A 21,640-nucleotide genomic window follows, 5' to 3' on the forward strand; every position below is an offset into this window, starting at 1 on the left:
AACGCGCTCATTCCCATCGAGTGGGAATCAAGGCTTGGAAGTGAGAACGGCGAGCAAGATACTGCACGCCGCATCCACTTTCGACCTCCAGCGATTGCCTCCGATGACGCCCCCGATTGAAGCTCCCGCCCACAACGACCGCGCGCTGTTCGTGCTGTCGGTGCTGGCGCAAAGCAAGGCGGCGATGACGGCGGCCGAGCTGGTGCAGGCCACCGGCCTGTCGCAGAGCACGCTGTACCGGCAGATCGCCACGCTGCGCCGCTGGGGCTTCGTGATGGAGTCCGAAGGCCGCTACTCACCGGGCCCGGTGAGCGTGCAGCTGGCCACCGGCTTCGACGGCAACTCCGACCTCGTGATGGCGGCGCGCGCCGACATGCGCGTGCTGGCCCAGCAGACGCACGAGAGCGTGGCGCTGGTCACGGCCGTGAACGAGCGCGTCGTGTGCCTGGAGATGATCGACAGCGAGCAGTCGCTGCGTTGTTCCTTCGATCGTGGCCGCAGCGTGCCGGCGCGCGACGGCGCCAGCGCCAAGTGCCTGCTGGCCCACATGCCGCTCGACCAGCGCGATGCCCTGCTCGACGGGCTGGCCGAAAGCCCCGAACGCCGCGCCGAGCGCGCCGCCGAACTCGATGCCATCCGCGAAGCCGGCCATGCCGTGACCCACGGCGAGGTCGATGCCGGCGTGTGGGGCGCGAGTGCGCCGGTGCTCGCCTCGGGGCGGCGCCTGCGCGGCGCGATCACGCTCATGGCGCCGCTCACGCGCGTCGAGGGCATGGAAGCTGCATTGCTCCACATGACCGTCGTCACGGCGGCCCGCATCTCTCGCGCCCTGCAGTAGTCGCGCGCTGCTTTTTTTCTTCTTTACTCCCACGGAAGCCTTTCACCATGAACACCCGTCGCTCCCTCGTCGCCGCCGCACTCTCCGGCCTCGCTCTCTTCGGTTTCGCCGGCGCTGCCCAGGCGCAGGGTGAGCCGCTGCGCGTGGCTACCGACGCCACCTTCCCGCCGATGGAGTTCGTGGAGAACGGCAAGCGCACCGGCTTCGACGTGGAGCTGGTCGAGGCCATCGGCAAGACGCTGGGCCGCAAGATCGAGTGGATCGACATCGACTTCAAGGGCCTCGTGCCGGGCCTGATCTCCAAGCGCTTCGACATGGCCGTCTCGGGCATCTACATCACCGACGAGCGCAAGAAGGTCGTCGACTTCACCGTGCCGTACTACGCGGGCGGCTTGGTCGTGATGGTGAAGGACGGCAACACCGCTATCAAGACGCCGGCCGACATCAACGGCAAGAAGGTCAGCGTGCAGGTGGGCACCAAGTCGGTGTCGTACACCAAGGAGAAATTCCCGCAGGTGCAGCTGATGGAAGTCGAGAAGAACCAGGAAATGTTCAACCTCGTCGACATCGGCCGTGCCGACGCCGCCGTGACCGGCAAGCCCGCCGCCTACCAGTACGTGCGCACGCGCGGCGGCCTGAAGGTGCTGCCCGAGCAGATCACCACCGAGGAATACGGCATGGCCATCCGCAAGGACACGCCAGAACTCACCAAGGCGGTGAACGGCGCCATCGAGAAGCTCAAGGCCGACGGCACCTACGACCAGATCGTGAAGAAGTGGTTCAGCGCCAACGCCAAGTAAGCGAGCCATGGATTTCGATTTCTCGCCCGTCTGGGAGGGCTGGCCCGACCTGCTGCGCGGCGCGCTCGTTACGGTGGAGATCACCTCCTGCGCGCTGGCGCTGGGCTGCGTGCTGGGCCTCTTGGTCGGCATCGGCCGGCTGAACCCGAAGCGGCGCTGGCTCTACGGCGTGTGCACCGCGTATGTGGCGGCCATTCGCGGCACGCCGCTGCTGGTGCAGCTGTTCATCCTGTTCTTCGGGCTGCCGCACTTCGGCATCCTGCTGCCGGCCTTCCTGTGCGGCGTGCTGGGGCTCGGCGTGTACTCGGGCGCATACGTGTCGGAGATCGTGCGCGGCGCGATCCAGTCGATCGACAAGGGCCAGACGATGGCAGCGCAGTCGCTGGGCATGACGCCCGGCGTGGCAATGCGCCAGATCGTGCTGCCGCAGGCGGTGGTGCGCATGATTCCTCCGCTGGGCAACGAGTTCATCGCGCTCATCAAGAACTCGGCACTGGTGTCGTTGCTGACCATCCACGACGTGATGCATGAAGGGCAGAAGATCATCAGCGTGTCTTACCGCTCGCTGGAGGTGTACCTGGCCATCGCGGTCGTGTACTTCGTGCTGACCGGCACCATGACGCTGGTGCTGCGGCACTTCGAGCAGCGGCTGCGCCAGGGCGGGTTGATGCGATGAGCGTTGTGCTTCGTTTCTCGCGCGCCGCGCTGCCCGTCACGCCGTGGAAGAACGGCGGCGGCACCACGCAGGAAATCGCCAGCTGGCCACAGGGCGCGGGGCTCGACAGCTTCGGCTGGCGCGTGAGCATCGCCACCATCGCGGCGGCGGGGCCCTTCTCGGTGTTCGCCGGTGTCGACCGCAGCATCACGCTGCTGGAGGGCGACGGCGTGCGCCTCTTCACGCACGACGGGCGCATCGACCATCGGCTCGACGTGCCGCACCGGCCCTTCGCCTTCAGCGGCGACGAGGCCATCGACTGCACGCTGCTCGGCGGTGTGTCGAACGACTTCAACGTGATGACACGGCGCGGCCAGTGGCGCGCCGAGGTGCTGGTGCTCGATGGCGTTTCAGCCATCGACGCCGCGCCGCATGGCGTGTTGCTGGCGTTGCGCGGCGAGTGGCGGTTGAACGGCGAAGCGTGCCGCGAAGGCGAGGGCCTGCAGTGGGCTGACGCAGCGCAGGCCTGGCAGGCGGTACCCGAGGGCTCCGATGCACGGTTGCTCGCGGTGCGCGTCGTGCCGGCGTAACCTGCAACAGCAAAGACAGGAAAGACGATGAAACCCGCCAACGAATTCCCTTCGGCCGACGGCCTCTGGACCGGTCTACGCCTCGCTACCGATGCCGGGGCGGAAGCTGCCATCGTGGTGGAGCAGGGCGCGATCCGCTGGGTCGGCGCGCGCAGCGCACTGCCGGCAGGGTTCGCGGGCCTTGCGCTGCACGACGGCGGCGGCGCGCTCGTCACGCCGGGCCTGGTCGATTGCCACACCCACCTCGTCTACGGCGGCCGGCGCGCCAACGAATTCGCAATGCGGCTTGCGGGCGCTACGTACGAAGAAGTGGCGAAGGCTGGCGGCGGCATCGTCTCGTCGGTGCGCGCCACGCGCGAGGCCGATGAAGACACGCTCTTCGCGCAGGCCGCGTCGCGGCTCGAACAGTTGCTGGCCGACGGCGTGTGCGCCATCGAGATCAAGTCGGGCTACGGCCTTTCGCTGGAACACGAGCGCAAGCAACTGCGCGTGGCGCGGCGCCTGGGCGACGCCTATGGCGTGACGGTGCGCACCACCTTCCTCGGCGCGCACGCGCTGCCGCCCGAATACGCAGACCGCAGCGGCGACTACATCGACCTCGTCTGCAACGAGATGCTGCCCGCGCTGGCCGCCGAAGGGCTGGTCGATGCGGTCGACGTGTTCTGCGAACGCATCGCCTTCTCGCTCGAGGAAACCGAGCAGGTCTTCAAGGCCGCACAGGCGCTGGGCCTGCCGGTGAAGCTGCATGCCGAGCAGTTGTCGGACATGGGCGGCGCGGCACTGGCCGCGCGCTATGGGGCGCTCTCGTGCGACCACATCGAACACCTGTCGGCCGAAGGCATTGAGGCGATGCGCAAGTCGGGCACGGTGGCCGTGCTGCTGCCCGGCGCGTACTACACGCTGCGCGACACGCACCTGCCGCCCATCGCCGCGCTGCGCGCTGCGGGCGTGCCGATGGCGGTGTCCACCGACCACAACCCCGGCACCTCGCCGGCACTGAGCCTGCTGCTGATGGTGAACATGGCCTGCACGCTGTTCCGCCTCACCGTGCCCGAGGCGCTCGACGGCGTCACTGTGCATGCCGCGCGCGCGCTGGGCCTGCAGGACACACACGGCGCCATCGCGCCAGGCATGCCCGCCAACTTCGTGCTGTGGAACGTGCGCGAAGCCGCCGAACTCGCCTACTGGTTCGGCCAGCAGCCCGTGCGCGCGGTGGTGCGGCAGGGCCGCATCGCCATCGGAGCCAAGGAATGACACAAACGCTTTTTGCAGCCGATGCGCTGTTGCCCGAAGGCTGGGCCAGAAACGTCCTGCTGACGTGGAACGACGCGGGCCAGCTCACGCAGGTGCAAGCAGGTGCGCAACGGCCTGCCGGCACGCAAGCCGCCAACGGCCCCGTGATCCCCGGCATGCCCAACCTGCATTCGCACGCCTTCCAGCGCGCCTTTGCCGGCCTTACCGAACACCGTGCCGAGCAGCAGGACAGCTTCTGGAGCTGGCGCACGCTGATGTACCGCTTTGCCGCGCGCCTCGGCCCGCAGCACATGGAAGCCATCGCCACCTGGCTCTATGCCGAGATGCTCGAAGCGGGCTACACCAGCGTGTGCGAGTTCCAGTACGTGCATCACGACGTGGACGGCCGTCCGTATGCCGACGACGCGACGCTGAGCCTCGCCCTGCTGCGCGCGGCGAAGAAAGCCGGCATCGGCTTCACGCTGCTGCCGGTGCTCTACCAGACCGGGGGCTTCGGCGACCTGCCGCCCACCGACGGGCAGCGCCGCTTCATCCGCTCGACCGATTCGATGCTGCGCTTGCTCGAAGCGCTCAAGCCGGTTTGCGATGCGCAGGGCGCACGCCTCGGCCTCGCACCGCATTCGCTGCGCGCAGTGCCGCCCGAAGGCTTGCGCGATGCGATCGCGGGGCTCGAAGCCATCGACCGCACCGCGCCCATCCACATCCACATTGCCGAGCAGACGAAGGAAGTGGACGACTGCGTGGCCTGGAGTGGACTGCGTCCGGTCGAGTGGCTGCTCGATCACGCGCCGGTCGATGCGCGCTGGTGCCTCGTGCACGCCACGCACATGAATGACGCCGAGTACGAATACGCGGCCCAGAGCGGCGCTGTCGCGGGCCTGTGCCCGACGACCGAAGCCAACCTCGGCGACGGCATCTTCGACTTCGCCAAATGGCGCAGCCACGGCGGCGCATGGGGCGTGGGCTCGGACAGCCACGCGAGCGTGAACGCCGCCGAAGAGCTGTTGATGCTCGAGTACAGCCAGCGTCTGGCCAAGCGCCAGCGCAACGTCGGCGCGAGCGCGGCGCAGCCGCATGTAGCGACCGCGCTCACACTCGAGGCGGTGCAGGGCGGTGCGCAGGCATCGGCCCGCGCCGTCGGTGGGCTTGCAGCGGGGCAGCAGGCCGACTTCGCCGTGCTCGACGCCTCGCACCTCGCGCTGCAGGGCCTGCTTGCGCCCGATATGCTCTCGGCCCACGTCTTCGCGAGCCATCGCACCTCGGCCGTCGACACCGTCTGGGTGGCGGGCCGCGCGCGCGTATCGGCCGGCCGCCATGCGCTGCACGACGAAGCCGCGGCCGCCTTCGTGGCCGCGCGCACCCAACTACTCAAGGATTGACCCCACCATGGCCTTCACCACCGCCGAACCGCCATTCCGCTTCCGCCAGGGCACGCGCCCGCTGCTGATCTCGATGCCGCACGTCGGCACGCACGTGCCGCCCGCGCTGGCTGCCCGCCTCACGGAGGAAGCGCGCCATGTGCCCGACACCGACTGGCACCTCGAACGGCTCTACGACTTCGCCGACGAACTCGGTGCCTCGGTGCTCGTGGCCACGCACTCGCGCTACGTGATCGACCTGAACCGTCCGCCGGACGGCGCGAGCCTTTACCCGGGACAGAGCGTCACCGGCCTGTGCCCGGTCGACACCTTCGACGACACGCCGGTGTATGCCAACCCCGGCGACCTGCCGGGCGATGCGGAAACCGCCGAGCGCCGCGATGCCATCTGGCAGCCCTATCACGCGAAGCTGGCCGAAGAACTCGCGCGCATCCGAGCGCAGCATGGCGTGGCCGCGCTGTGGGACGCGCACTCCATCCGCTCGGTGCTGCCGCGTTTCTTCGAAGGCAAGCTGCCCGACCTGAACCTGGGCACCGGCAAGGGCATCAGCTGCGACCCGGCGCTGGCGCAGACGCTGCTGAGCATCGCCGAAGGCGCCACCGGCTACACGGGAGTGCTCAACGGCCGCTTCACCGGTGGCTACATCACGCGCAACTACGGCAACCCTGCGCAGAACGTGCACGCGGTGCAGCTGGAGATGACGCAGAGCAGCTACATGCAGGAGGCCTTGCCCTTCGACTATCTGCCCGAGGTGGCGGCGGGCGTGCAGCCGCATGTGCGGCGCATGATCGAGGCGGTGCTGGCGTTCGCCGAATCGCGCGCGGCGCGCTGAGCGGCCGCAGGCTCAACTGCTTTCCAGGCTCGCGAAAGTCCTGGAGAAATCGCTGAGCGCCAGGTCCTTCATGTGGATGCTGAAGCTCAGCGTGCCCGCATCCCAGAAGCAGAAGCCGGGCCGGTTGTCCGACTCGAGCATCAGCAGGTTGATCCATTCGCCAGGCAGGCCGCCGCGCTCGGCCGATGCCTGCTCCTCGGGCGATTCGTGCTGCGTGAACACGTGTGCGTTGACGAGGTGGCAGCCCTCGCTCTTGCCCGAAAGCTCTTCCTGCAGCGCCCAGTAGGCCTTCTGCAGCTTGTCGTCGTCCTCGATGTTCAGCAGCACCGCGTCGCGGCCGGTCAGGCGGTCGCGCGCGTTGTAGAGGCTCGGCACCGACACGGTGGCAGTGGCAACGGCCGTGAAGCCGGGGAACGCGTCGCCGTTCTCGAACGTGGCGTCGTCCGGGTAGACGTAGGTCTGCAGCGACGAGGCGGCGGCGGTCGAGTGGATCACCCGGTGCTTCTGCAGCTCCTCCTGGTCCTCGCCGAAAAAGTAGAGCATGCCGTCGCGCGGTAGCCAGGGCTGCAACCCGGCCACGTCGGCCAGGCGCAGTTGCGCATAGAAGCGCCAGTGCGTGCCGTCTTCCGCACGGGGAAATTCGATGTCCGGCGGAAGGTCGGGGGCGCCGCCGAAGCGCGTGTTGCCCTTCTGCGCATAGTCTTCCGGCTCGGTGGTGCGGTAGCGCACGGTGTTGCGGGCCAGGCGCAGCAGCGCGGGCAGGTAGCGCTTGAGCTTGTGCCGGGCGCAGGCGGCTTCCAGGATCGCGGCGTGTTCCGCGCTGCCGCGCGCCAGGAAGCTTTCGGGCGCCACCGCTACGTCGATCTCCGGGCGATAGCGGATGTCGAGATACAGCGCCTTGAGCTTGTTCTCGAGCGTGACCTTCTTGATTTTCTTCAGCGACACCGGCAGCGACACGAAGGGATTCTTCTCGACGTTCAGCAAGGTCAGCGCCGGCAGGTGGCCGACGCATTCGGGCAGCGTGGTGAGTGCGTTGCCGGGCAGCACCAGCCGTTGCAGCCGCGAGAGGCGGCCGATGCTGTCGGGCAGGTCGCGCAGCTTGCCGTACTGCAGGAACAGCGCTTCCAGCTGCTCGAGCGCACCGAAGTTCTCGGGCAGGTGCTCGATGGCCGAGCCGCGCACGAACAGCTCCTTCAGCGACGAGAGCGAACAGAATTCGTCCGGCAAGGCTGTGAAGGGCGCGTGCGCCGGCGACATGAACTGCAGCGACAGGAACTCGAGGTTCCTGAAGCGCAGGATCTCGGGCGGGAAGATCTCGATCTTCGGTGTGTCGCCTTGCCACGGTTGCCGGATCAGCAGCCGCCGCACCCGTTCGGGCGGCACCTCGGCAGCCTCCTCGAGGCTGGTGTACGTGTGCGGCCGCAATGTCACTTCACCCGGCTCGAAAGCCTTGCGGACGTGGATGGGAACGCTCTTGCTGTCGTCGTAGCGCGAACGCATCGTGCCGCGCAGCTCGACCGACGAAGGCGTCAGCGTCACCGTGCCGTGGAAGCTGTCGAGCGCGAAGCCGCGCTCGTACAGGTGAAAGTCGAAGGTGGCCGGCTGGTTTTGCGGCATCTGCACGATGCGTAGCGGCTCGCCGGTCTTGTCGTGGAAGAAGAACGCGCCGTAAGTGCCGAACTGCGGCGCGATCGTGCCCTGCGAGGGGTTGTCCACGTCGTCGGGCTGGAAGGCGGGTGCATGCAGCGCCGCATCGAACGCGACCGGGGCCGTGTGCAGCTGGAACTGCATGCCCCCGTCGACGAAGCTGGCCGAGGATTGCGCGGTGAACGCGAAGTGCGCGTCGCCGACCTGGAAGATGTCTTCTTGCATGGAGATGAAAGCGTCGGGTGCCTGCGTCCAACCTTGCCAGACCGGCAAGGCATGGACAAGGCCAAGTCCCGGGGCAAAGCGGGGCGATGGGCTGGTTTCTACAATCGGAGCTTATGAAGCCCCTTGTCTACACCCGCGGCCAGGCCCTGGCCGGCATCCTCGCCAAGCGCATCGCCATCCTCGACGGCGCCATGGGCACGATGATCCAGCGCTTCAAGCTCACCGAGGAGCAGTACCGCGGCGAGCGCTTCAAGGACTTCGATCGCGACATCAAGGGCAACAACGAGCTGCTGTCGCTCACCCGGCCCGACGTGATCCGCGACATCCACGAGAGCTACCTCGCGGCCGGCGCCGACCTGATCGAGACCAACACCTTCGGCGCGACCACCATCGCGCAGGAGGACTACAAGATGGCTCACCTCGCGCGCGAGATGAATCTCGAATCCGCCAAGCTGGCGCGCGCGGCCTGCGACAAGTTCAGCACGCCCGACAAGCCGCGCTTCGTGGCCGGCGCGCTTGGCCCGACGCCCAAGACGGCGAGCATCAGCCCCGACGTGAACGACCCGGGCGCGCGCAACGTCAACTTCGAGGAACTGCGCGCGGCCTACTACGAGCAGACCGAAGCGCTGGTCGAAGGCGGCGCCGACGTGATCCTGGTCGAGACCATCTTCGACACGCTCAACGCCAAGGCCGCACTGTTCGCGGTCGACGAGTATTTCGACAACAGCGGCCAGCGCCTGCCGCTCATCATCAGCGGCACGGTGACCGACGCCTCGGGCCGCATCCTCAGCGGCCAGACCGTCACCGCCTTCTGGCACAGCGTGCGCCATGCGCAGCCGCTGGCCATTGGCTTGAACTGCGCGCTGGGCGCGGCGCTGATGCGCCCGTACATCCAGGAGCTGGCGCGTGTGGCCGGCGACACCTTCATCAGCTGCTACCCGAACGCGGGCCTGCCCAATCCGATGAGCGACACGGGCTTCGACGAGACGCCCGACGTGACCTCGCGGCTGCTGCACGAGTTCGCGGCCGAGGGGCTGGTGAACATCGTGGGTGGCTGCTGCGGCACCACGCCGGACCACATCGCGGCCATCGGCAAGGCTGTGGCGCCAGTGGCAGGCCGCGTGCTGGGCAGCAACAACGCGGGCTTCTACAAGGAAGCCGCGTAAGCACCACTCCGGTCGCGCCCGCGGCCGATTGACAGGCTCTTTGCCCCCGGCCTACGCTGGGGCGCAAGGAGCCTACCCATGAACACACTCGTTCCGCGCTGGATCGGCATCGGCGCCCTGGCACTGCTGCTTCCGCTCGCGGCCGCGGCGCAACAGGCCTTCACGCGTGGCGCGGTCAACATGCGCGCCGGCCCTTCGGGCGACTATCCGTTGGTGGCGCGGCTCGGGCCGGGCCAGCCGCTCGACGTGGTCGGCTGCACCAGCGGCTATGGCTGGTGCGACGTGGTGCTGCCCGACGGCGGGCGCGGCTGGGTCTGGTCGCGCAACCTCGACTACGCATATCAGGAGCAGCGCGTGCCGCTGGCCACCTACGGCGCGGTGATCGGCGTGCCGATCATCGGCTTCGCGATCGGCAGCTACTGGGCCGACTACTACCGCGACCGGCCATGGTACGGCGACCGGCGCTGGTGGGGCGGCCGGCCGCCTCCGCCACCCATGGCGGGCTGGCGTCCACCGCCGCCGGTGAGGCCGGGATGGCAGCCGCACCCGTGGCGGCCGGGGCCGGGTTTCCGGCCGCCAGGGCCCGGGTTCCGCCCACCACCCGGGCCTGGATTCCGCCCGCCGCACGATCCCGGCATCAGGCCGCCGCGGCCGCAGCCGGGCTTTCGTCCCGGGCCTCCGCCCGGCGTGGCACATCCACACCCCGGCGGCCGGCCGAGGCCTGGTGGGGGCGGCGGCGAACGCCCGCATGGCGGTGGCGGACACGGCGGCGGACATGGTGGCGGACATGGTGGCGGCCATGGAGGTGGCCACCGGCCCTGAAGGCGCGTGCGTCAGCCCTCGGCGACGTGCACCACGCGCTTGCCGAAGTTGCGCCCCTCCAGCAGGCCGATGAGCGCAGCTGGCGCGTTATCCAGCCCGTCGACCCGGTCCTCGCGCAGCGTCACGCGGCCCGCATCGACCCATTCGCCCATCTCGCGCCGGAAGGCGTCGAAGCGGTCGCCGTAGTGGTCGAGGATGACGAAGCCCTGCATGCGGATGCGCTTCTGCAGCAGCGCCGCCATCAGCAGCGGCAGCCGGTTCGGGCCGGACGGCAGCTTCTCGTTGTTGTAGTCGGCGATGTGCCCGCACACCGGCACGCGCGCGCCGATGTTGAGCAGCGGCAGCACCGCGTCGAACACTGCGCCGCCGACGTTCTCGAAGTAGACGTCGATGCCCTTGGGGCACGCGGTCGCGAGGCGCGATGCGAACTCCGGGTCATGGCGGTCGAGGCAGGCGTCGAAGCCCAGTGTTTCGACCGCGTAGCGGCACTTGTCCGCACCGCCCGCGATGCCGACCACGCGCGCGCCCTTGAGCTTGGCGATCTGCCCGACCACCGAGCCGACCGCGCCGGTCGCCGCGGCCACGACAACGGTGTCGCCCGGTTTCGGCTGGCCGATGTCGAGCAGGCCGACGTAGGCGGTGAAGGCAGGCATGCCGAGCCCGCCCAGCGCCAGCGAAGGCTGCGCCATCTCGCCGAGCGGGAGCAGGTCCTGGCCGTCGGACAGCGCGTAGTCCTGCCAGCCTGCGTTGCCGAGCACGAGATCGCCGGGGCGGAACTGCGGGTGCTTGGAGGCGGCGACGCGGTTGACCGTGCCGCCCGGCATAGGCTCGCCCAGTGGCACCGAGGCCGCGTAGACCGGCGCGATCTCATCCATCAACTGGCGCATGTACGGGTCGAGCGACAGGTGCAGGGTGCGCAGCAGCACCTGTCCTTCGCCGGGCGTGGGGACGGCGGTTTCTTCGAGGCGGAAGTCGCCCGGTGTCGGCAGGCCGCGCGGGCGTGCAGCGAGGACGATGCGGCGGTTGAGGGTGTCGCTTTGAGGCATGGGCTGGTGGCTCCTGTAATGGTTGGGGATGCGGATCTGCGGAGGCGAATAGACCAGTCGTCTAGTGCACGGCCGAAAAAAAGCGGGAGCGCGTATGCCTCCCGCTCCAGGCTTTTTCAGGTGTCCGGAGACAGGCCCAGCAGCTGCCGGGTGTCGCGCATGGCCATGTCCAGCGAGGCGCGGTCTCGGGTGATCTTGGCCAGCAGGCTGGCGCCGAGCCATCGCTGGTAGAGCGCGACGGCGATTCCCTGCGCGTCCTGTTCCTTTGCTTGCGGCGCGGCCTGCAACGAGCCGTCGGCCCGGCCGGCTTCGATGCAGCGCGCCAGCCGGTCGGTGATGCCGCGGGTGCCTCGCGCCAGCGCCGCGCGCATGCTCTCGGACAGGTCGCAGACCTCCGCGCCGAGCTTGACCACGAGGCAGCGGCTCTGCGCATCGTCGCCGGTCTGCGAATCGAGCCAGTCGTCGAAGTAGCCGATCAGCCGTTGCGCGGCCGTGCCCGGTGTCTCGGTCAATAACGCGTCGGTACGCCCCAGGTATTCGGTGAAATAGGCTTCCAGCACGGCCTCGCCGAAGGCCTCCTTGGAGCCGAAGTAGTGATAGAACGAGCCCTTCGGCACCTTCGCCGCCGTCAGCACCTCGGCCAGTCCGACCCCTGTGAAGCCCCTTTGCAGCAACAGCGGATGGGCCACGTCGAGGATGTGCTGGCGGACGTCGGGAGTGGGGGCGATCGCGTTCATGGCCCGCACTCTAGCGACTATTAGACCAGTCGTCTAGTCGCCTTGATCGCCGCCGGTCTTGGGGCTGCACGCACCGGCGGCTGCCCGGTCCTTGGCTATCAGCTTCACGAAGCGCTGGGCTCCCAGGCCGAGTGGGCGCTCACGTGACCACACCACGTCCACCCACAGGTCCAGCCCGTTGCTGAGGTTCTCGAACGGAATCTCGATCAGCGCGCCCGCCGCCACATGCGGCTTTGCGAAGTTGCGCTGCAGCCAGCCCCAGCCCAGCCCGGCGGTGATCAGGCTCAGCGCGGCCAGTGCGTTGTCGGTGCGCCAGACATGGCGCGCGAACACGAAGCGCGGGTCGCTGGTGGTCAGGTCGCGCCCGGCCACGACGATCTGCCGGGTGTTCGTCAGGTGGTCCTCGCGCAGCCGGCCGCCGTTGGCCGCGAGAACGGGGTGGTCCGGCGCGATGACCGCCACCATCAGGTCGCTGCCGACTTCCTGGAAGCCTTCGCGCCCGTCGAGGCTCGGGCGCTCGAACACCAACGCCAGTTGCGCCCGCCCGCTGTGCAGCAGCGCCAGTGCGTCGGCCTGCGGGGCCGCCAGCACCTCGACCTGCAGCAGCGGATGCTCCCGCGCCAGCTCGGCCAGCGGACCGCTCCAGCGCGCGGCCAGCAGCTCGGGCGCAATGGCCAGCGTGAGCCGGTCTTCCAGCCCCTGGGTCAGCGCCAGCGCCTGCACCTGCAGTTGCCTGAGCTGGGCCGCCAGCAGCCGCGCCTGCGGCTCCAGCGAGCGCGCGGCGGCGGTGGGCTGGGGCTCGCGGCCGCTGCGGTCGAACAACGGCAGGTCGAGCTCGGCCTCGAGGTTGGCGATGGCCATGCTCACGGCCGACGGCACCCTGTGCAACGCCCGGGCGGCGGCCGAGAAGGAGCCGTGGTCGATCACGGCCAGGAAGACTTCGACGTTGTCGCTGGAAAAAGCCATGGCACCCGACCTATCAATAAAACTGAAACAAGTTAACTTTTTATATCAGCGGATGACACATAAAGTCCAGTCATCGCAGTAACGAAACCAAGAGAAGAGTCATGCAAGGCATTCAACGTCGCATCGTCTACATCAGCCTTTATGAGGGCATCGCCATCGTCGCCGCCAGCGCCGGGCTGGCATTGATGACGGACGCCGGCCTCGGCCATTCGGGCGTGCTGGCGGTGGCCGCCTCGGTCGTCGCGGTGATCTGGAACCTGGTCTTCAATTCGCTGTTCGAGCGCTGGGAGTCGCGCCAGGTCGTGCGCGGACGCAGCCTGCGCCGCCGCATCGCCCACGCCATCGGCTTCGAGGGCGGGCTGGTTGCCTTCCTGGTGCCGATGTTCGCCTGGGGCCTGGGCGTGTCGCTCTGGCAGGCACTGGTGATGGACCTGGGGCTGGTGATCTTCTTCCTGGTCTACACCTTCGTCTTCAACTGGGCCTTCGACCGGGTGTTCGGCCTGCCGGCTTCTGCGGCGGCGAACAACACGGTGGTCACGGCGTAGAGGGCGCTTTCTTCCTGTCGTTGGCGGCGCGGACTTCCAGCGCGGCCTGAAGCCGCAGCGCCTCCTGCGGCGTGAAGAGCTGGGCCTGCAACTGCGCCCGCGTGGCCTCGTCGGCCGCGGCATAGCGCGAGAGGCGGCTTTGCCAGTCTTGCTCCTGCTGGTCGAGCGTGGCCAGCCGCTGCGCTGCCTCGTGGCCGTACTGCTGGGAGCGCTCGGCAAAGCGCTCCTGGGGGCTCGCACCGCGTGCTTCCAGCGCGGCGGTCTGCTCGGCGACGCCGAGTTGCGCCGTGGTGGCAGCCCGGTCGGCTAGCTGCTCGGGCGTAAGCCAGTTCTTCTCGGTCTGCGCCAGCGCTTCGCGCTTCTGCTCGGGCGTCAGATCCTTGTTGCGCTCGATTTCCAGCTTCTCGACGCTGAAGCGGTCGAACTTCTCCTCGGCGCCGAACAGGCCCTCGACCTCTTCCGGCGCGAAGTAGCGTGCCCGGATGCCCGCGCGCGCATCGAGGATCCTGCGCAGCCCGGCAGGGTCGCCGATGCTGGCCGCCGGCAGCGCCTCTAGCGCGTTGCGATAGTCGATGTAGCGCTCCAGCAGGCCCAGCCCGCGCACCCTCCATTCCGGCGGCAGGTACTTGTCGATCTTGGCGCGCATCTCGGCCATCAGGCCTTCCTTGTCCCTGGCCTGGCTGTCGTTCAGCATCTGCTCGAAGATGCGCAGCAGGTCGGGTGTCAGCAGTGGGTCGGGGGCGTGGCTGTTGTTGCGCAACGCGACGGCGGATGCTTCCGCCGCCGCGGGGTTGGTGGCCGGCGGCATCGAAGACGCGGCGACCGCAGGCGCTTCAGGCGCGCTGAGCTGCCACCACGCCACGCCTGCGGCCACCACCACCGCGACCGCCGCCAGCGGACGCAGGAGCTTCGGGGACATCGACTCCTCAGAGGCCGAGCTGCTTCAGCTTCGCCGCCTGGTTGACGTACAGCGTCACCGGGCTCACCGAGAACAGGTCGCGCAACCCGAGCAGCTGATTGACTTCGTCCAGATGGTTCTGCCGGTAGCTGCCGAGGTAGGTGCCCAGATGCGAACTGCAGGCCGATGCCAGCCCGTCGTTGGCTTCGCCGTGGACCGCGCTCAGCAGCGACAGCGGGTAGTCGGAGGCGTCGAACACGTTGGTCAGCGGCTGGGTGCCCGACCAGGAGAAGTACCGCACGCCGTTGACCAGCTCGGCCCCGTTGCCGCAGGCCGTGGTGGGCACGCCGTCGGGGAACTTGGCGTTGAACTTCGCCGAGCCCACGGTGTTCAGCGAATCGAGCGCGCCCAGCCCGTTCTGGGGCGTGTTGTTGCCCGAGAGAATGCCGAGCAGGCTGGAAAACGCATTGACCGCACTCACCACCACGGTCCGGCTGAGGCTGCCGGCCGGCAGCGTGTCGCCGAGCACGTCGGCCACCTTGCTGCCCTTGTGGGGGCTGCCAACCGTCGTGACGGAGGCCACAAGCTCCGGCGCCACGCCCGAGACATAGCGCGCCGTGGGCCCGCCGTGCGAATGGCCGATCAGGTTGACCTTGCTCGCGCCGGTGAGCGCCAGCACGTCCTTGACCTGCTTGAGCAGCTGCTCGCCGCGCACTTCGCTGCTGTTGGTGGCCGCCACTTCGGCGACGAAGACCTTGGCGCCCTGGGCGCGAAGCTCGCCGGGAATGCCGTACCAGTAGTCGATGCCCGCGATGGTGTCGAAGCCCAGCATGCCGTGCACCAGCACGATCGGGTAGGCCGTCTGCGCGGCCTTGCTCGTGGCTGCCTGGGCCGTCTGCATCAGGGGCGCCAAGGCCAGCACGCCGCACATCAGCAGCGCGCCGGCAGAGCGCCGCGCCGTACCGCTTTTCCTGCCCGTCGAAGCCAGAATCGTCTTCAGTCGAATCATCGGAACTCCCTGCAATTGGGTTGGATCGGTTTTGGGGATGCACACAAAAAAGAACGAGCGTGCTCTTTTCATTCTGCGAAATCAGGGATTCGCTATCGATTCGGACTTACCCTTTCATGATTCAGACTTACTCCTTGCACGCTATCTGCTTGGGGGAGGGCGATAGACTCCCCCAACCCGCGCACGAATAACCGCTTTTGCCCCCGAGTCAAACCATGTCTTCCCCAATGCCCCCTCCCATGAAGCTGTCCGGCCTCGAACCGGTTGCCATCGGCGAGGGCACGCTGTTCGTCAACATCGGCGAGCGCACCAACGTCACGGGCTCCAAGGCCTTCGCGCGGATGATCCTGAACGGACAGTTCGAAGAAGCCCTGGCCGTGGCGCGCCAGCAGGTCGAGAACGGCGCGCAGGTGATCGACATCAACATGGACGAGGCCATGCTCGACAGCAAGGCCGCGATGGTCCGCTTTCTCAACCTCATCGCCAGCGAACCCGACATCGCGCGCGTGCCGGTGATGGTCGACAGCTCGAAGTGGGAAGTCATCGAAGCCGGCCTGCGCTGCATCCAGGGCAAGGGCATCGTCAACTCCATCTCCATGAAGGAGGGGGTCGACAAGTTCAAGCACGAGGCCAAGCTGGTGAAGCGCTACGGCGCCGCTGCCGTGGTGATGGCCTTCGATGAAAAAGGCCAGGCCGACACCTACGCACGCAAGATCGAGATCTGCGAGCGCGCCTACCGCATCCTGGTCGACGAGGTGGGCTTCCCGCCCGAAGACATCATCTTCGACCCGAACATCTTCGCCATTGCCACAGGCATCGAGGAGCACGACAACTACGCGGTCGACTTCATCAACGCCGTGCGCTGGATCAAGGAGAACCTGCCGGGCGCCAAGGTGTCGGGCGGCGTTTCGAACGTGAGCTTCAGCTTCCGCGGCAACGACCCGGTGCGCGAAGCGATTCACACCGTGTTCCTGTACCACGCGATCAAGGCGGGCATGGACATGGGCATCGTCAACGCCGGCATGGTCGGCGTGTACGACGACCTCGAACCCGAGCTGCGCGAGCGCGTGGAAGACGTGGTGCTCAACCGCCGCGCCGACGCCGGCGAGCGCCTCGTCGAAGTGGCCGAAACCGCCAAGAGCGGCGCCAAGGACGACAGCAAGAAGCTCGAATGGCGCGGCACGCCCGAGAACCCGGTGCACGTCAACCAGCGCCTGTCGCACGCGATGGTGCACGGCATCACCGACTTCATCGTGGAAGACACCGAAGAGGCCTACCAGCAGATCCTCGCCAAGGGCGGCCGCCCGCTGCACGTGATCGAAGGCCCGCTGATGGACGGCATGAACATCGTGGGCGACCTGTTCGGCCAGGGCAAGATGTTCCTGCCGCAGGTGGTGAAGTCGGCGCGCGTGATGAAGTCGGCCGTGGCCCACCTCATTCCCTACATCGAGGAAGAAAAGCGCCAGGACGAGGCCGCGGGCCGCGACGTGCGCACCAAGGGCAAGATCATCATCGCCACCGTGAAGGGCGACGTGCACGACATCGGCAAGAACATCGTCACCGTCGTGCTCCAGTGCAACAACTTCGAAGTGGTGAACATGGGCGTGATGGTCCCGTGCCACGAGATCCTCGCCAAGGCGAAGGTCGAGGGGGCGGACATCGTGGGCCTGTCGGGCCTCATCACGCCGAGCCTCGAAGAAATGCAGTACGTGGCCGGCGAGATGCAGAAGGACGACCACTTCCGCATCAAGAAGATTCCGCTGCTGATCGGCGGCGCCACCACCAGCCGCGTGCACACGGCCGTGAAGATCGCGCCGCACTACGAAGGCCCCGTGGTCTACGTGCCCGACGCCTCGCGCAGCGTGAGCGTGGCGCAGAGCCTGCTCTCCGACCAGGCCACCGCGTACATCGACGAGATCAACGCCGACTACGTCAAGGTGCGCCAGCAGCACGCCAACAAGAAGCAGGTGCCGATGTGGCCGCTGGCCAAGGCGCGTGCCAACAAGACGCCGATCGACTTCGCGAACTACCTGCCGCCGGTGCCCAAGTTCATCGGCCGGCGCGTGTTCAAGAACTTCGACCTGACCGATCTGGCCAAGTACATCGACTGGGGCCCGTTCTTCCAGACCTGGGACCTGGCCGGTCCGTTCCCCGCCATCCTGAAGGACGAGATCGTCGGCACCGAGGCCGTGCGCGTGTACGCCGACGGCCAGCGCATGCTCAAGCGCCTCATTGAAGGCCGCTGGCTCAGCGCGAGCGGCATCGTCGGCTTCTGGCCCGCCAACACGGTGAACGACGACGACATCGAGCTGTACACCGACGAGTCGCGCAGCGAGGTCGCGCTCACCTGGTACGGCATGCGCCAGCAGACTGAAAAGCAGATGATCGACGGCGTGATGCGCCCCAGCCGCTGCCTGTCCGACTTCGTCGCGCCCAAGGACAGCGGCGTGAAAGATTACGTCGGCATGTTCGCCGTCACCGCCGGCCTGGGTGTCGAGAAAAAAGAGAAGTACTTCATCGACGACCTCGACGACTACTCGGCCATCATGCTCAAGGCCCTGGCCGACCGGCTGGCCGAGGCCTTCGCCGAGTCGCTGCACCACCGCGTGCGCACCGACCTCTGGGGCTACGCGAGCGACGAAAGCCTGAGCAACGACGACATGATCGCGGAGAAGTACCGCGGCATCCGCCCCGCGCCCGGCTACCCGGCCTGCCCCGACCACAGCGTGAAGCGCCCGATGTTCGACCTTCTGGCCTGCGCGGACATTGGCATGACCCTGACGGAAAGCCTCGCTATGATGCCCGCCGCCAGCGTGAGCGGTTTCTACCTGAGCCACCCCGACGCGACGTACTTCAACGTCGGCAAGATCGGACACGATCAGTTGCAGGACCAGGCCGCGCGGCGCAAGGAGAGCGAGTCCGATCTCGAGCGTCTGCTGGCGCCCAATCTTTGAACCTGCCGGCCGGCGCGGCCGCCCGGCGCCGGGAGTTGTTATTCAGAAGCTGATGTTTGCAGCCGCGCACTACGCGGCATTGGCGGTTTTCGTGTTCAGCTGCTGGGGTTACGGCCGCGCATTGCTGGGCCGCATGGCCCCGCCGCCGCGCCGCGACGCGGGGCTCGAAGCCGCCATGGCCGTGGCGCTGGGCGTCGGTCTCTTCATCTGCGCGTTCCAGGCGCTGGCCATCTTCGGGGCCTTCAAGATGGGCGCGACCGTGGCGCTTGTCGTTGCGGGCTTCGTTGCGGCGGCGATCCAGCTGCCGTCGTGGCTGCGCGAGCGGCGTGCCCTGCGTGCGAACGAACCCGCCGCGCCGTGGACCTACTTCGAGCGCGTCGCGATGATTGCGCTGGCTCTGGTCGCATTGCCCGCGCTGGTAGCGCCGCTCGCGCCGCCGATCGCCTTCGACGAGCTGATGTACCACCTGCCGTATGCGCGCCAGGTCGCGCAGCAGGGCTCGCTGGGCATTCACGACTGGCTGCGCTATCCCTGGTTCCCGTACAACTACAACCTGCTCTACGCCGCCGCGCTGCAGGTCGGCGACGACGTGCTGCCGCACTTCCTCAATGCGCTGGCGGGCGCCCTGTCGGTGGTGATGATCTTCCGCCTCGGCATCCTGCACGCCAACCGGCTCACCGCCTGCATCGGCGCGGCCATCTGGCTGGGGCTTGGCGATTATTCGAACGCGCTGATCGACATGGGCGTGGCGCTGTTCGTGCTGTCGGCCTGCGTGGCGCTGTGGTGGTGGCGCGAATCGGAACCCGGCAAGCCCGTGCACGGCGGCATGCGCTGGCTCGGCGTGGCTGCGTTCTGCCTCGGCGTGGCCGCGGGCTCGAAGTACCAGGCGCTGATCTTTCTGCCGCTGGTGGCGCTGTTCGTCATCCGCCACGAGCGCCGGCCCCAGGCATGGGCGCTGGTGTTCGTCTGCTTCCTGATCCCGTGCGTGTACTGGTACGCGCGCAACGCCGTCATGACGGGCGACCCGTTCAACCCTATCGGTGCGCGCGTGTTCGGCTTCACCGAATGGACGCCGGCCGACTACGTGCAGCAGGTGGCGGATGTGCGCGTGCATGCCGAACTGCCCAATGCGCTGATCTGGTCCGTGTTCTTCGCACCGTTCAGCGTGCTGTGGAAGCGCTCCGCGGCCGTGCGTGCGGCAGGCTGGTTCTGCCTTTACTCGGTGGTGGTCTGGGTCGTGACCTCGCGCTATCCGCGCTACCTGACGGCCTCTTTCCCGCTGCTGGCCGCCATCGCGGCCATCGGCTGGCAGGTGCTGTTCGGCTGGGCCGCATCGGCCGTGCGCCGCATGTTCGGTGCGAAGGAGAAGACGCAGGATGCCGGTACCGTGGCGACGGGCTCGATGAGCCGCGACACCGCGCGTTCCGGCGCCCGCGCGGGCGACTGGGTGCTCGTGCTGCTGCTGGCCGTGCTGGCCGCCGTGTCGGTGCGCCAGACTGCGGTGAAGGTGTCGATGGTCTCGATCACCCCGGAAGCCCGCGATGCCGTGCTGCGCAAGCACGTGCCGGGCTATGCCGTCATGGACTACCTGCGCCGCACGGCCACCGGCCGCGTCTACCAGATCGCGCTGAACGAGGCGATCTACTACGGCCCCAACCCCATCTGGGGCGACACGCTCGGGCCGTGGCGCTACACCGACTTCGGGCGCCTGTCAGGCGGCGATCTCGCGCGCAAGCTCGGTGGCCTGGGTTTTGTGGCGGTCGTCCTGCCGGACTCCGTGGTGCCGGTGTTCAGCGCGCGTGTCGACTTCGACAAGTACTTCGCCGTCGAGTACGAGAAGGACGGCAGCCGGGTCTACCGTATCCTTCCCGCCGCACCATGACCGACGCCAATTTCCCCGCCACCCACGGCAGCAGCGGCCTGCGCATTGCCGCGGTGATCCCCTGCTACAACGAGGCGCTCGCCATCGCCCAGGTGGTGGCGGGCTTTCGCGCCGCGCTGCCAGAGGCCGAGATCCACGTCTTCGACAACAACTCCAGCGACGACACGGCCGCCGTGGCGCGCGCGGCCGGCGCCATCGTCACGCACGTGACCCTGCGCGGCAAGGGCAATGTCGTGCGGCGCATGTTTGCCGACGTCGATGCCGACGTGTACGTGATGGTCGACGGCGACGCCACCTACGACACCGGCGCCGCGCGCCGGCTCATCGACCGGCTGGTGAGCGATAACCTCGACATGGTGGTCGGCAGCCGCGTGGACGACGGCCAGGACGCGCATACCTACCGCACCGGCCACCGCCTGGGCAACCGCATGCTCACGGGCGCCGTGGCGCAGCTGTTCGGCGGAGGCCTCAGCGACATGCTCTCGGGCTACCGCGTGTTTTCGCGGCGCTATGCCAAGTCGTTCCCGGCGCTGTCGCGCGGCTTCGAGACCGAAACCGAACTCACCGTACACGCGCTCGAACTGCGCATGCCCTATGCCGAGGAAAGCACCGCCTACAGCACGCGCCCCGAAGGCTCGGTGAGCAAGCTCTCGACCTACCGCGACGGCTGGCGCATTCTCAAGACCATCTGCAAGCTGTTCGTGAGCGAGCGGCCGCTGCAGTTCTTCTCGATCATCGGGGGGCTGCTGGTGCTGATGTCGGTCGCGCTGGTCTTGCCGCTCGTCATGACCTACATGCACACCGGCTTGGTGCCCCGGCTCCCCACGGCGGTGCTGGCCACGGGTGCGATGCTGGCTGCCATGCTGTCCTTCGTGTGCGGTGTCGTCATGCAGGCCATCACGCTGGGGCGACGGGAGGCCAAGCGGCTGAGCTACCTCGCGATTCCTAGCGTGCGCGAGCAGGCGGCCCGCGGCACACGCACTTCACGATGAAGATCGGACGCGAGTTCCTCTCCTTCGCCCTCGTTGGTGTGATCGGGCTCGTGGTCGACGTGGTCGTGCTGTATCTGCTGGCGCCGCTGCTGGGCTGGTACGGCGCGCGGGTGGTGTCGTTTCTCGCAGCGGCGACCACCACCTGGGCCTTCAACCGCCGCTACACCTTCGCGGCCAGCGCATCGGCTGGCAGCTCCCTCTGGCGCGAGTACCTGGGCTACCTGGCGACCATGGCGGCCGGCGCGGTGCTCAACTACGGCGCCTATGTGCTGACGCTGCACTGGGTCGAAGGGCGCTGGGCCGCGGCCCTGGGCGTGGCCCTGGGCAGCCTCGCCGGCATGAGCGCCAATTTCCTGTCGGCGCGCTACCTGGTCTTTCGCTCGCACCGCGGCGGCTGAGGCCG

General features: G+C 68.0%; 20 protein-coding genes. 14 read left to right on the top strand and 6 right to left on the bottom strand.

The window, feature by feature from the left end; translation table 11 throughout:
- Positions 1–103 precede the first annotated feature (103 nt).
- The 7 genes from ACTG4X_RS01950 to hutG are packed head-to-tail and all read left to right on the top strand — an operon-like array spanning position 104 to position 6,348.
- Entirely contained in the window at positions 104–838 is a 735-nt protein-coding gene (locus ACTG4X_RS01950) for an IclR family transcriptional regulator (RefSeq protein ID WP_097197449.1), read from the top strand.
- A 47-nt stretch (positions 839–885) separates the two neighbouring features.
- A complete protein-coding gene (locus ACTG4X_RS01955; RefSeq protein WP_093081781.1) occupies positions 886–1,638 on the top strand; it encodes a transporter substrate-binding domain-containing protein in 753 nt (250 codons plus the stop codon).
- Positions 1,639–1,645: 7 nt separating this feature from the next.
- A complete protein-coding gene (locus ACTG4X_RS01960; RefSeq protein WP_093059241.1) occupies positions 1,646–2,314 on the top strand; it encodes an amino acid ABC transporter permease in 669 nt (222 codons plus the stop codon).
- Positions 2,311–2,883: a HutD/Ves family protein gene (locus ACTG4X_RS01965; protein ID WP_440533132.1), complete on the top strand. Its 573-nt coding sequence runs from the start codon at positions 2,311–2,313 to the stop codon at positions 2,881–2,883. Before ACTG4X_RS01960 ends, ACTG4X_RS01965 begins: the two co-directional genes overlap by 4 nt.
- A gap of 27 nt (positions 2,884–2,910) precedes the next feature.
- Positions 2,911–4,137: an imidazolonepropionase gene (gene hutI / locus ACTG4X_RS01970; protein ID WP_440533133.1), complete on the top strand. Its 1,227-nt coding sequence runs from the start codon at positions 2,911–2,913 to the stop codon at positions 4,135–4,137.
- Positions 4,134–5,516, top strand: coding sequence for a formimidoylglutamate deiminase (locus ACTG4X_RS01975; RefSeq protein ID WP_440533134.1), 1,383 nt, complete (start codon positions 4,134–4,136; stop codon positions 5,514–5,516). Before hutI ends, ACTG4X_RS01975 begins: the two co-directional genes overlap by 4 nt.
- A gap of 7 nt (positions 5,517–5,523) precedes the next feature.
- Positions 5,524–6,348, top strand: coding sequence for an N-formylglutamate deformylase (gene hutG, locus ACTG4X_RS01980; protein WP_440533135.1), 825 nt, complete (start codon positions 5,524–5,526; stop codon positions 6,346–6,348).
- 12 nt (positions 6,349–6,360) lie between these two features.
- On the opposite strand, the gene ACTG4X_RS01985 is transcribed toward hutG, so the two are convergent.
- A complete protein-coding gene (locus ACTG4X_RS01985; RefSeq protein WP_440533136.1) occupies positions 6,361–8,220 on the bottom strand; it encodes a DUF1963 domain-containing protein in 1,860 nt (619 codons plus the stop codon).
- A gap of 113 nt (positions 8,221–8,333) precedes the next feature.
- Between ACTG4X_RS01985 and ACTG4X_RS01990 the strand changes: the two genes are divergently transcribed.
- Positions 8,334–9,386 carry a homocysteine S-methyltransferase family protein gene (locus ACTG4X_RS01990; protein ID WP_093059252.1) on the top strand — a complete coding sequence of 351 codons (1,053 nt, stop codon included), beginning with the start codon at positions 8,334–8,336 and terminating at the stop codon, positions 9,384–9,386.
- A 78-nt stretch (positions 9,387–9,464) separates the two neighbouring features.
- Positions 9,465–10,208, top strand: coding sequence for an SH3 domain-containing protein (locus ACTG4X_RS01995; RefSeq protein WP_440533137.1), 744 nt, complete (start codon positions 9,465–9,467; stop codon positions 10,206–10,208).
- Positions 10,209–10,219: 11 nt separating this feature from the next.
- On the opposite strand, the gene ACTG4X_RS02000 is transcribed toward ACTG4X_RS01995, so the two are convergent.
- The 3 genes from ACTG4X_RS02000 to ACTG4X_RS02010 all read right to left on the bottom strand — a co-directional run bounded on the left by ACTG4X_RS02000 (position 10,220) and on the right by ACTG4X_RS02010 (position 12,957).
- Positions 10,220–11,254: an NADP-dependent oxidoreductase gene (locus tag ACTG4X_RS02000; protein ID WP_097197442.1), complete on the bottom strand. Its 1,035-nt coding sequence runs from the start codon at positions 11,252–11,254 to the stop codon at positions 10,220–10,222.
- A gap of 116 nt (positions 11,255–11,370) precedes the next feature.
- Entirely contained in the window at positions 11,371–11,991 is a 621-nt protein-coding gene (locus ACTG4X_RS02005) for a TetR/AcrR family transcriptional regulator (RefSeq protein WP_097197441.1), read from the bottom strand.
- A gap of 33 nt (positions 11,992–12,024) precedes the next feature.
- Positions 12,025–12,957 (bottom strand): LysR family transcriptional regulator, encoded by a 933-nt coding sequence (locus ACTG4X_RS02010; RefSeq protein ID WP_097197440.1) that lies wholly within the window; start codon positions 12,955–12,957, stop codon positions 12,025–12,027.
- A 101-nt stretch (positions 12,958–13,058) separates the two neighbouring features.
- On the opposite strand from ACTG4X_RS02010, the gene ACTG4X_RS02015 reads away from it, so the two are divergent.
- Complete coding sequence (locus ACTG4X_RS02015; protein WP_097197439.1) at positions 13,059–13,502, top strand: PACE efflux transporter; 444 nt, start codon at positions 13,059–13,061, stop codon at positions 13,500–13,502.
- Here the strand turns inward: ACTG4X_RS02015 and ACTG4X_RS02020 are convergent.
- A complete protein-coding gene (locus ACTG4X_RS02020) occupies positions 13,492–14,421 on the bottom strand; it encodes a lipase secretion chaperone (RefSeq protein WP_097197438.1) in 930 nt (309 codons plus the stop codon). The genes ACTG4X_RS02015 and ACTG4X_RS02020 overlap by 11 nt on opposite strands.
- A 7-nt stretch (positions 14,422–14,428) precedes the next feature.
- Positions 14,429–15,400 carry an esterase/lipase family protein gene (locus tag ACTG4X_RS02025; RefSeq protein ID WP_373559400.1) on the bottom strand — a complete coding sequence of 324 codons (972 nt, stop codon included), beginning with the start codon at positions 15,398–15,400 and terminating at the stop codon, positions 14,429–14,431.
- Between the two features lie 248 nt (positions 15,401–15,648).
- On the opposite strand from ACTG4X_RS02025, the gene metH reads away from it, so the two are divergent.
- The 4 genes from metH to ACTG4X_RS02045 are packed head-to-tail and all read left to right on the top strand — an operon-like array spanning position 15,649 to position 21,635.
- Complete coding sequence (metH, locus tag ACTG4X_RS02030; protein ID WP_440533138.1) at positions 15,649–18,363, top strand: methionine synthase; 2,715 nt, start codon at positions 15,649–15,651, stop codon at positions 18,361–18,363.
- Positions 18,364–18,415: 52 nt separating this feature from the next.
- A complete protein-coding gene (locus tag ACTG4X_RS02035; protein WP_097197436.1) occupies positions 18,416–20,245 on the top strand; it encodes an ArnT family glycosyltransferase in 1,830 nt (609 codons plus the stop codon).
- Positions 20,242–21,237 carry a glycosyltransferase family 2 protein gene (locus ACTG4X_RS02040; protein ID WP_440533139.1) on the top strand — a complete coding sequence of 332 codons (996 nt, stop codon included), beginning with the start codon at positions 20,242–20,244 and terminating at the stop codon, positions 21,235–21,237. The genes ACTG4X_RS02035 and ACTG4X_RS02040 overlap by 4 nt, the downstream gene beginning before the upstream one ends.
- The gene (locus tag ACTG4X_RS02045; protein WP_426391055.1) at positions 21,234–21,635 is read left to right on the top strand and encodes a GtrA family protein; all 402 of its coding nucleotides are present in this window, start codon (positions 21,234–21,236) and stop codon (positions 21,633–21,635) included. Before ACTG4X_RS02040 ends, ACTG4X_RS02045 begins: the two co-directional genes overlap by 4 nt.
- Positions 21,636–21,640: the final 5 nt, after the last annotated feature.

This window comes from Variovorax sp. YR566 (genome assembly GCF_051992195.1).
Lineage (GTDB): Bacteria > Pseudomonadota > Gammaproteobacteria > Burkholderiales > Burkholderiaceae_C > Variovorax.